At 39.1% G+C, this 10,698-nt stretch carries 4 protein-coding genes; all 4 read left to right on the top strand.

Features of this window, described 5'->3' with window-relative positions; all coding sequences use genetic code 11:
- Window positions 1-1,289: WD40 repeat domain-containing protein (locus ACP6PK_RS13355; RefSeq protein WP_426560025.1), on the top strand; the 1,289-nt coding region annotated here is incomplete at its 5' end.
- A gap of 284 nt (window positions 1,290-1,573) precedes the next feature.
- A complete protein-coding gene (locus tag ACP6PK_RS13350; protein ID WP_426560024.1) occupies window positions 1,574-6,694 on the top strand; it encodes a WD40 domain-containing protein in 5,121 nt (1,706 codons plus the stop codon).
- Between the two features lie 293 nt (window positions 6,695-6,987).
- The gene (locus tag ACP6PK_RS13345; RefSeq protein WP_094673916.1) at window positions 6,988-7,221 is read left to right on the top strand and encodes a hypothetical protein; all 234 of its coding nucleotides are present in this window, start codon (window positions 6,988-6,990) and stop codon (window positions 7,219-7,221) included.
- A 1,123-nt stretch (window positions 7,222-8,344) separates the two neighbouring features.
- The gene (locus ACP6PK_RS13340; protein ID WP_426560023.1) at window positions 8,345-10,117 is read left to right on the top strand and encodes a GspE/PulE family protein; all 1,773 of its coding nucleotides are present in this window, start codon (window positions 8,345-8,347) and stop codon (window positions 10,115-10,117) included.
- The last annotated feature ends 581 nt before the right edge of the window (window positions 10,118-10,698 follow it).

Below are 10,698 nucleotides of genomic sequence, written 5' to 3'. Positions count from 1 at the left end.
CATTTAGTCCCGATGGAGAGACTATTGCTTCTGCCAGTTATGACAAAACAGTGAAGTTGTGGAACCGTCAGGGGAATTTATTCCAGACTCTCACCGGCCATAAGAATTCGGTCAATGGTGTAGCATTTAGTCCCGATGGAGAGACTATTGCTTCTGCCAGTTATGACAAAACAGTGAAATTGTGGAACCGTCAGGGTCAATTATTGCAGACTCTCATCGGCCATGAGGATAGGGTCAATGGTGTAGCATTTAGTTCCGATGGAGAGACTATTGCAACTGCAAGTGATGACAAAACAGTGAAATTGTGGAACCGCCAGGGGAAATTCTTGCAGACTCTCACCGGCCATGAGAGTTGGGTCAGAGGTGTAGCATTTAGTCCCGATGGAAAGACTATTGCTTCTGCAAGTGGTGACAAAACAGTGAAATTGTGGACAAATTGGCGGATAGAAGATTTAACTACGCTTGGTTGCGAGTGGTTAAATGATTATTTGATTACCCATCCTCAAAAGTTGGAGGAACTTGAGATTTGCCAAACCTACGGACGGATGAAAGTAGCTTCTCGTAATTGGGTGATAGAGGGAGAGAAATTGGCAAGGGAAAGCAAAGGGGAAGCAGAAAAACTTGAGGAGGCAGTTGCTGCATTTAAGAAAGCACTAAAATGGAACTCCGACCTTGACCTTAACTCAAATTTCAAAGTTTGGGCAGGATCATTATGGGAGGCAGAAAAACTGATGGAGGAAGGTACTAAATTAGCAAGGGAAGGAAAAATTCAGGAAGCAGTAGAAAAATATCAACGAGCAAAAGAACTTGACAAAGTTGCATTTATCCCTACTTGGCAAAATATTAATCCAGAAGCTAAAGCAAAACTTGAGGCTTCCGATGCAGTAGATGGGTTGTGGGATAAAGGGAGTGAGCTTGTCAAAGAGGGTAAAGTTAAGGAAGCAATTGCATCCTACCAAAAAGCAGAAAAAATTGACCCCACTCAAATTTCTGCTAGTAATTGGAATACACTCTGTTGGAATGGCAGTCTCTATAAACAAGCTGCTGATGTGATGTTTGCCTGTGAAAAAGCAGTCGCCCTTAGCCCAAAAGATGGCGGTATTATTGATAGTCGGGGACTTGCCAGGGCATTAACTGGGGATATTGAAGGGGCAATAGAAGATTTTCAGGTATATGTAGAATGGACTGACAATGAGAAGAATAAAGCACAACGCCAAGAATGGATAAAAGCACTCCAGGCAGGGGAAAACCCGTTTACTGATGAGGTGTTGAAGGAGTTAAGGGATTAGCCTTATAATTAAATAATTAGTAACGCACCGCCCCAAATATTTCGGTGCGTTACATTTCATTAACGCACCCTACTGTCGTGTCAAGCTTGAAAATGTGAGTTAAAGAACCTAACGCCCAACCCCCTTCCCTACGAGGGAAGGGGGAGTCTTTCCCCACTCTCAAAAGCAGGAGAGGAGGAGGGGCAGGGGGGTGAGGTCTCCAAGGTTACTCGCTCCTAACCCACAATTGTAGTCTTGACACGGCACTACTAAGCTGATAACTGATAACTGATAACTGAAATAGAATGCCAAATTTTCATCAAAATCCAGAATTATTGTCCGAGCTAATATTTGCTCTAGAAATGTCTCAAGGAGAGTTTCGGCTATTTTTAGCCCGTAGTAATACTCTAACTCAGCGCGATCGCCTTATCCAAAAACTCCAGGCATCTTTTTCTGGAAACTTAGCACAGTTGCAGTTAGATGAGTCAGTGGGAGAACTTTATGCTACTATTGGCCAACAGTTAGGAGACCAACAACCAGATGCTTTGATGGTTTGGGGTTTAGAGTCAGTAACGGATGTAGATAAACTACTCGTCTCCATGGGGTTAGTGCGGGAGGAATTTAAAAATAATTTTCACTTCCCAATACTTTTATGGATAGATCAAGAGATTTCCCGAAAGTTTATTCGCTTAATTCCTGATTTTGAAAGTTGGACAAGTCTAACTGTATTTGAAACTCCCACTCAAGAATTAATAGATTTTATTCAGCAAACGAGTAACTGTGTTTATCAGAAAGTATTAGATAATGGAGCCGGAATATTTTTGGAACATACCGCTTTGGGTGTGGGAGAATTTGTTTATCAAGAATTGTTAGATGCACAGCAAGAATTGTCAAATAGAGAAGTTAGGTTAGAACCAAAATTAGAGGCAGGTTTAGAATTTGTTTTAGGTAGAACAGCAGATAATTCCGAGGAAACAGCATTAAAGCATTATCAACGCAGTCTCGAACTTTGGCAACAACTTAACAACCAGGTGCGAGTAGCTCACACTTATTATTATCTGGGGTTGTTGTGGCGTAGTTATGAACTTTGGCATGGCATAGACAAAGATACAAGTTGTTCCCGAACTGCCTCATATTATCAGAAGTCAGTGGAAATATTTGAAACAGCTAACTACCCAAATTTAGCAGCAAAATTTATCAATGCTTGGGGAGAAATTCTGCAAACTTTGGAACATTGGGATAAGTTAGAGACTGTTGCCCATAGAGCAATAGAATTACACAAAATCTATTCCCATCCTTTTCGAGAAGCTTGTGCTTATAGTTTTATAGCTGAAGTTGAACTGACTAAAAATCACTATCAACAAGCCAAAAAACTTGCTCAAAAAGCTCTAAAAATTCTTAATGAGACCCTAGCTAAAGCATCTAATTGTACCTCAAGAAAGGAAGAAATTAATTTAGATTGGGAATTTTCATATCATCAGGGTAAATATTTATTTTCTCTAGCAAAAGCCGAAAAAGGTTTAGGTCAAATCCAAGCATCTATAGCCCGCTTAGAACAAGCAAAACATACGACAAAACCTGAATATAGCCCTGAATTTTACATTGATATTCTCACAGAATTACAAGAAATTTATTACCAACAAAAAGAATATCTCAAGGCTTTTAAAATTAAGCAAGAACGACAAAAAATAAAACAACAATTTGGCTTTCAGGCTTTTGTTGGTCCTAATCGCTTGAGAGATATCAAACTAAATATTAATCCCGCTTTACCTCAGTCAAAACAAAGAACTAATCAACAAAAACTTACTCAAGAAATTGCAGCATCAGGACGACAGTATGATGTAGAAAAATTGCTCGAAAGAATTAGTCGCCCTGACTATAAACTAATAGTTATTCATGGGCAATCAGGAGTAGGTAAAAGTTCGATTTTACACGCAGGATTAGTTCCAACTTTAGAAGGAAAATCAATTGATACTCGTGATGTAATAGTTGTTTTACAACGAGTTTATGTTAATTGGATTTCCGAATTGGCAAAATTTTTAGAGAAAAAATTACAAATAATTAAAAATTTAACAATTAATTCAGAGAGTCTAAATTCGACTGAGGAGATTTTTGAGAAGTTAAAAAATAATGCTCAATCAAATTTATTAACGGTAATAATTTTTGACCAATTTGAGGAATTTTTCTTTGTAAATATGGAAGCAAAACAGAAACAAGAATTTGCTTATTTCCTCCAAGAATGTTTAAAAATTTCCTTTGTGAAAATAGTTTTATCTCTACGGTCAGATTACATTCATTATTTATTAGAGTTTAATCATTTAGCTAATTTAGAAGTAATTAATCATGATATTTTAAGTAAAAATGTAATTTATTGCTTAGGGAATTTTACCCCTTCACAAGCAAAATCAGTAATTCAAGGATTAACAGAAAAATCACAATTTAAAATAGATTCAGAACTGACAGAAAAGTTAGTAGAAGACTTAGCTGAGGAGTTGGGAAAAATTCGTCCAATTGAGTTGCAAGTCATGGGAGCGCAATTGCAGAGAGATGATATTACAACTTTGGAAAAATATATGGAATTAGGAGAGAATCCTAAAGCTAAATTAGTAGAACAATATTTAGAGTCTGTGGTAAGAGATTGTGGGGCAGAAAATGAAAAATTAGCTTGGTTAGTTTTACTATTGTTCACCGATGATAATAATACTCGTCCTTTAAAAACTCAAGCAGAGTTGATGAAAGAAAGTAATTTTAATGCAGAAGAGTTAGAGTTAGTATTAAAGATTTTTGTAGATTCTGGTTTAGTATTTTTACTACCGCAAAATCCAGCAGACCACTATCAGTTAGTACATGATTATTTGGTTGGGTTTATTCGGCAAAGAAAAGAGGTAGGAATACTACAAGAACTAAAACAGGAGCGGGAAGAACGACAAAAGTTGCAAAAACGACTGGTTAGAGGTTCAGTTGCTGCTGCCTTAGTGATGGCAGTATTGGCAATAGGAATGACGGTGTTTGGTTTAGATGCCATATATGAAAGAAGAAGAGCAGACAAACAAAGAAGATTGGCAGACAAGCAAACTATGTTAGCTAAGGCAAATGAAGCTAAAGCGCATTCTATTTTAGGTCAGCGTTTGGATGAACTAATTAGTGCAATGGAGGCTAGGCAAAAACAAATAGATAATGGTTTTCCATTAACAAATGAAACTAGCATTATTACAGATGTTCTACGAGTAGCAGTTTACAAAAGTGAGCAAAATGAGGAGTTTAGAGAGTTTAACCGTTTGCCAAGGGATCAGAATAAAGTCTCTGATGTAGAATTTAGTCAGGATGGAAAGATGATTGCAACTGCTAGTCATAATGGTACAGTAAAATTATGGAACCTTCAGGGGCAGTTATTACAGATTCTCAAAGGTCATAATAGTAGCATCTCTGATATAGATTTTAGCCCCGATAGAAAGACTATTTTAACTGCCAGTGATAATGGTACAGTAAAATTATGGAACTTTCAGGGGCAGTTATTACAGATTCTCAAAGGTCATAATAGTGGAATTTCCCATGTAGATTTTAGCCCCGATGGAAAGATTATTACAACTGCCAGTAGTGATGGTATAGTCAAATTGTGGAGCCAACAGGGTGAATTGTTGCAAACTCTGAAAGGTCATAATAGTGGAATTTCCAATGTAGATTTTAGTCCTGATGGAAAAACTATTACAACTGCTAGTGATGATGGTATAGTGAAATTGTGGAACCAAAAGGGTGAATTGTTGCAAACTATCGAAGCCCATGATAATAGGCTCGCGGATATAAATTTTAGCTCTGATGGAAAGACTATTGCCACCTCCAGTGATGATGGTATAGTGAAATTGTGGAACCAACAGGGTGAATTGTTGCAAACTATCGAAGCCCATCACGATCGCCCCTCGGATGTAAATTTTAGCTCTGATGGAAAGATGATGGCAACTGCCAGTGATGATGGTACAGTGAAATTGTGGAACCAACAGGGGCAAGAGTTGCAAACTCTAAAAGGGCATAATAGTTTGGTCTCCGATGTAGAATTGAGGCAGGATGGAAAGATGATGGCAACTGCCGGTGATGATGGCACGGTGAAATTGTGGAACCAACAGGGGCAAGAGTTGCAAATTCTGCAAGAGTATAATAGTTTGGTCTCTGACGTAGCATTTAGTCCTGATGGAAAGATGATGGCAACTGCTAGTGATGATAGTACGGTGAAATTATGGAACCAACAGGGTGAGTTGTTGCAAACTCTACAGGGATATGATAGCTCGGTATCTGATGTAGAATTTAGTCCTGATGGAAAGATGATGGCAACTGCTAGTGATGATGGCACAGTGAAATTATGGGATCAACAGGGTCAGTTGTTGCAGACTTTGGAAAGATATGATAATTCTGTCAATAGTGTAGCATTGAGCGATGATGGAGAGAGTATTGCAACTGCTAGTGATGATGGTACAGTGAAATTGTGGAACAAAAAGGGTGAGTTGTTGCAAACTCTGAAAGCTCATAATAGTGGGATATCCGATGTAGATTTTAGCTCCGATGGAGAGAGGATGGCAACTGCTAGTGATGATGGTATGGTGAAATTGTGGAACCAACAGGGGGAGTTGTTGCAGACTCTGGAAGGTCATAAAAAAAGAGTCTCTGATATAGCATTTAGCCCTGATGGCAAGACTATTGCAACTGCTAGTGATGATAGTACAGTGAAATTGTGGAACCAACAGGGGGAGTTGTTGCAAACTCTGAAAGGGCATAAGAGTTCAGTATCCGATGTAGATTTTAGCTCTGATGGCAAGACTATTGCAACTGCAAGTAATGACAAAACGGTGAAATTGTGGAACCGACAAGGTAAGTTGTTGCAGACTATAGCAGGATATAAGACTTTAGTCTCCGATGTAGAATTTAGCCCTAATGGAGAAATAATTGCTACTGCCAGTCGTGGGAAGACGGTAAAATTGTGGTTACATTTGGGGATAGAAGATTTAACCAAGCGTGGTTGCGAATTGTTAAATGATTACCTAATTTCCCATCCCCAGGAGTTAGAAGAACTCAGAATTTGCCAAACCGACAAACGGAAGGAAGCAGCAGCTCTCAGTTTGGTAATAGAGGGAGAAAAACTGGCAAGGGAAAGCAAAGGGGAGGCAGAAAAACTGAAGGCAGCAATAGCTAAATTTAATCAAGGGCTAAAATGGAATTCCAACCTCAACCTCAAGCCAAAAGTTAGAGCAGAATCATTATTCGAGGCAGAAAAATTGATGCAGGAAGGTAGAAAACTGGCAAGAGAAGGAAAAATTGAGGCAGCAATAGACAAGTATCAACGAGCAAAAGAACTTGACAAAATGGCATTGATTCCTATTTGGCAAAATATCGATCCAAAAGTTAAAGCTCAAGATGAGGCAGTAGATCAGTTTTGATCTCAAGGAAGGGAGTTTCTAAAACAGGCTAAAGTTAAAGATACAGTTACAGCACTTTTGAGGATGCTGAGGTACAGTTTTTGCAGTTCAGCCTTCGTTTGCTGTAACAAGCAGGATGCTTGTGTTACCAAAATTACAACAGACTGGAAGTCTTTGCTTTGTAGCTCACGCGCCTCCAAAATTGCTGTAAATATTACAAGCAAGCAGAAAAAATTGACCCTAATCTAATTTCTGCTGATAATTGGAATACACTTTGTCGTCAGGGCAGTCTTGATAAACAAGCTACTAATGTCATGTTTGCCTGTGAAAAAGCAGTCGCCCTTAGCCCTAAAGATGGCAATATTTTTGATAGTCGGAGACTTGCCAGAGCATTAACAGGAGATATTGAAGGAGCGATCGCAGATTTTCAGTTCTATCTAGAATGGACTGATGATGAGGAGAAGAAAGCACAACGGCAAGAATGGATAAAAGCACTCCAGGCAGGGGAAAAACCATTTACCGAGGAGTTGTTGGAGAGTTTGAGGTAGTAGGGGCGGGTTTAGCCAAGAGCCTTGATATAAGCGCGTTCAGTCATAAAAACCCGCCCCGAAATTGGGCATGACAATTTCAGTCCAGTAGGGTTCGTTAGACGGCTACAATTACTCCGTGTGAAAGTGATTTAACAATCCGTCGTAACGCATCATTGCATAAGTGTCAGTCTAGTAGGGTGCGTTAGACGGCTACAATTACTCCGTGTGAAAGTGATTTAACAATCCGTCGTAACGCACCATTGCATAAGTGTCGGTCTAGTAGGGTGTGTTTTGCGGAGCTACATGAAAAAGCGCTAATCATGTTTCAGGTAAGCCAGCTAACGAAACCAGTTTCACCCATAAATTGCAATGGTGCGTTAAGCTGTAGCAATATTAACTTGATTTCAGAGTTGTTGATATTCTTGCTAACGCACCCTAATGGGTTGTTTCATCTTAAATGGTGCAATAGGAAATCTACCAGAGATTGCTATCCTGACGGACTGCTCCCCAAACACTATCGTTTGCTATCGCAAAGCTTCGCTAACGCAATGACAATTCTAACGCACTATTTTAGCTGAAACGGTCCCCTACTGGGTTGTTTCATCTTAAATGGTGCGTTAGATAGGAAGTGTGGTCTGGGTGGGGAGAAAAAGACACCTAGAAACAAAAATCTATTGCACAGTTTTAGCTGAAACAGTCCACTACAAGTTCTTCTAAATAACCCCCCCTTAAAAAGTATACTGAAGTATAGGAAAATGAGAGAGACATGAAGCAGTTTTAAGGATACTATTGTACAGTATTTCCCCTATTATCAAACAAAAAATCATTTGTATAACTATATACAGAAAATTAACTCGTTGGCACAAAAAGAATTATCAAGTTATGATTATAAGTTGATAAAATTTTTTGGCTCTCTGATTCCCTGTTAGTCTTGGCCTTTTTCCAAGATATTCTCTGCAAAATCCTTCTCAGGACTACGATACAAGAGCAAAATGATAAATGGGTTTTAATTTCATCACAACAGTGTTAGTCTCATAAGTTGAAGGAGAACAAAAAGTATTCTCTCCTCCATGCAATATTATTTTAAACCTCGTCCTTAAGGACAGGTCATTATTTCAAATATTTCTGATTCATAATCATTATGAGTACATCAACTTCTGTTTTATCCGCTTGGCAACTATTAAGAAATCGTGAAATTACTTGTCAAGAAGCATTGGAACGTTTAGTAGATAAACGGGGAATTCTAAATTTGCAACTGCTTGATAAAGAAGTAGCATATCGCTTCTTTAGAGAATTTCCCGATCAAAAAGATTTACCCCCAGTTATTCCCTTGCTGCTGTGGCGCAATTGCTACTATTTAGCCTCTCCTATAGATATATGTGCTGATGAAATGAAAAAGATGAGCGATCGTACTTTTTCTGACATCAGAATTATTGCTATTGCGGACAAGAGTTATAGCGCTTGGTTTCATAGAGAAAAAATAGACCCCAAATCTATTTCTGGCACACAATTAATTAACCCTTTAACTGGAGAGTTAGAAGAAGAAGATGTCTGTGCCACTACAGAATTATATCTTTCCCAAGCAGCAGACCAAATTGGTCGGATTAAAACAATCATTTCCGGCGCTCTGCGTAACCGTGCGAGTGACATTCATCTTGAACCCACTGGGGAAGGTCTGCGAGTACGCTACCGTATTGATGGCATCCTCAGAAATATTACTACCCTACCAGCAGATATTGGTCGTCGAGTAGTAGTTGCTATTAAGGTTATGTGTGATATGGATATCGCAGAAAGTAGGTGTCCTCAAGATGGGCGAATTAGCGAGCAATATGCAGAGAATGATGATTCTAATGTAGGATTAGATTTGCGAGTCAGCACCCTTCCTTGTGTTGGTGGGGAAAAAGTTGTGATTAGGTTACTAACTTCCAAAAATCCTTTTTCTAGTTTAGAGAAGTTGGGATTTTCTGAGCGCAGTTTGAGTGTATACAAAAATTTGTTGCGCCAACCACAAGGAATGATTATTTTTACAGGTCCGACTGGTTCAGGGAAAACCAGTACCTTATACACCAGTTTGTTATCGGTGGCAACGGAAAATGTTAATGTAGTTACTGTTGAAGATCCGGTAGAATATGTATTGCCAGGGATTACTCAAACTCAGGTTAATGAGAAAGCAGGAATGACTTTTGCTGCTGGTCTGCGGGCTATTTTGCGTCAAGACCCTGATATTATTATGATGGGTGAAATACGCGATCGCGAAACGGCAGATACAGCAGTCCGTGCTGCATTAACTGGTCACTTAGTATTGACGACTCTACATACTAATGATGCTATGGGTGCTATTCCCCGCTTAAAGGATATTGGTCCTGACCCTGCTTTGATGAGTGATGCGCTCTTGGGTATTGTTGCACAAAGATTAGTCAGGAAAATTTGCCCCCACTGTGGAGAACCTCATACTCCTACCAAAGAAGAGTTACAAATATTGGGTTTAGATAAGCCACAAACATTATCTGCTGTCAATTGGGCTGTTAGCAATACCACATCTGCTTACGCTTCTATATTGAATAATAGTAATGGTAATGGTAATGGTCATAGCGTGCAAACAATGACTGCTGTTACTCCAAGTATCAATCATGAAATTCAAGGGAAATGGCGTATGGGTCGTGGTTGTTCTAATTGTTTCAATTCTGGTTATTCTGGTAGAGAAGCACTTGTAGAATTATTGGATGTCAATGATACTGTTCGCGAATTGATTTATGAAGGTACAATGACTCAGTTGCAACGTTATTTGAAGAAAAATGGTTTTGTGTCTTTCCGAACTGCTGCTATTGAAAAGGTGACTCAAGGGATAACGACGGTAGAAGAAGTACAACGTGTTTTGCCACGGAGTGCTTTGTATACTCAAAATATGGGTTGAAGTTAAAATAGTAATTAGCGATCGGATGTTTCTTATGAAATTCCCTATTAATTTGCCAATTTGACAAGTATCAATGAGGTGGGCAAATATTGAGTAATAGATATCCATGTTCAATCAACTAATATTTGCCCACCCTACTAATTCGTGCAACAAGTAGAGACTGATATACCAGTGCCTCTGAATTTTGAATCATTATTATTAGGACTTACGCACTGTCGTACCCGGTTTCTAGGATAAATCGTTGCGCATGAGCAATAGACGTCTACAAGAAACCGGGTTTCTGGGTTTTCCTGCGTAAGTTCTGATTATAACAAAACTTGCATGGCATCAAAACTATTCCCATACGACTCGTGACTCCTGACTCCTGACTCCTAAAAAATCACCTACCTATTTGTAGCAAACATTTATCAAAATGGTATAATATCATGTCAGGATGTAATGGTATAAATAAAATATTTGGCGATCGAGAGGATACATTTTAATTTCTCCCCTACTCCCCTACTCCCCTACTCCCCTACTCCCCTACTCCCCTACTCCCTTACTCCCCTACTCCCCTACTCCCCTACTCCCCTACTCCCCTA

The organism is Dapis hubbardiae BLCC-M172, assembly GCF_050016015.1.
Lineage (GTDB): Bacteria > Cyanobacteriota > Cyanobacteriia > Cyanobacteriales > Microcoleaceae > Trichodesmium.
The sequence above is the reverse complement of the archived record's forward strand: the minus strand, read 5'-3'. Positions and strand labels throughout refer to the sequence as shown.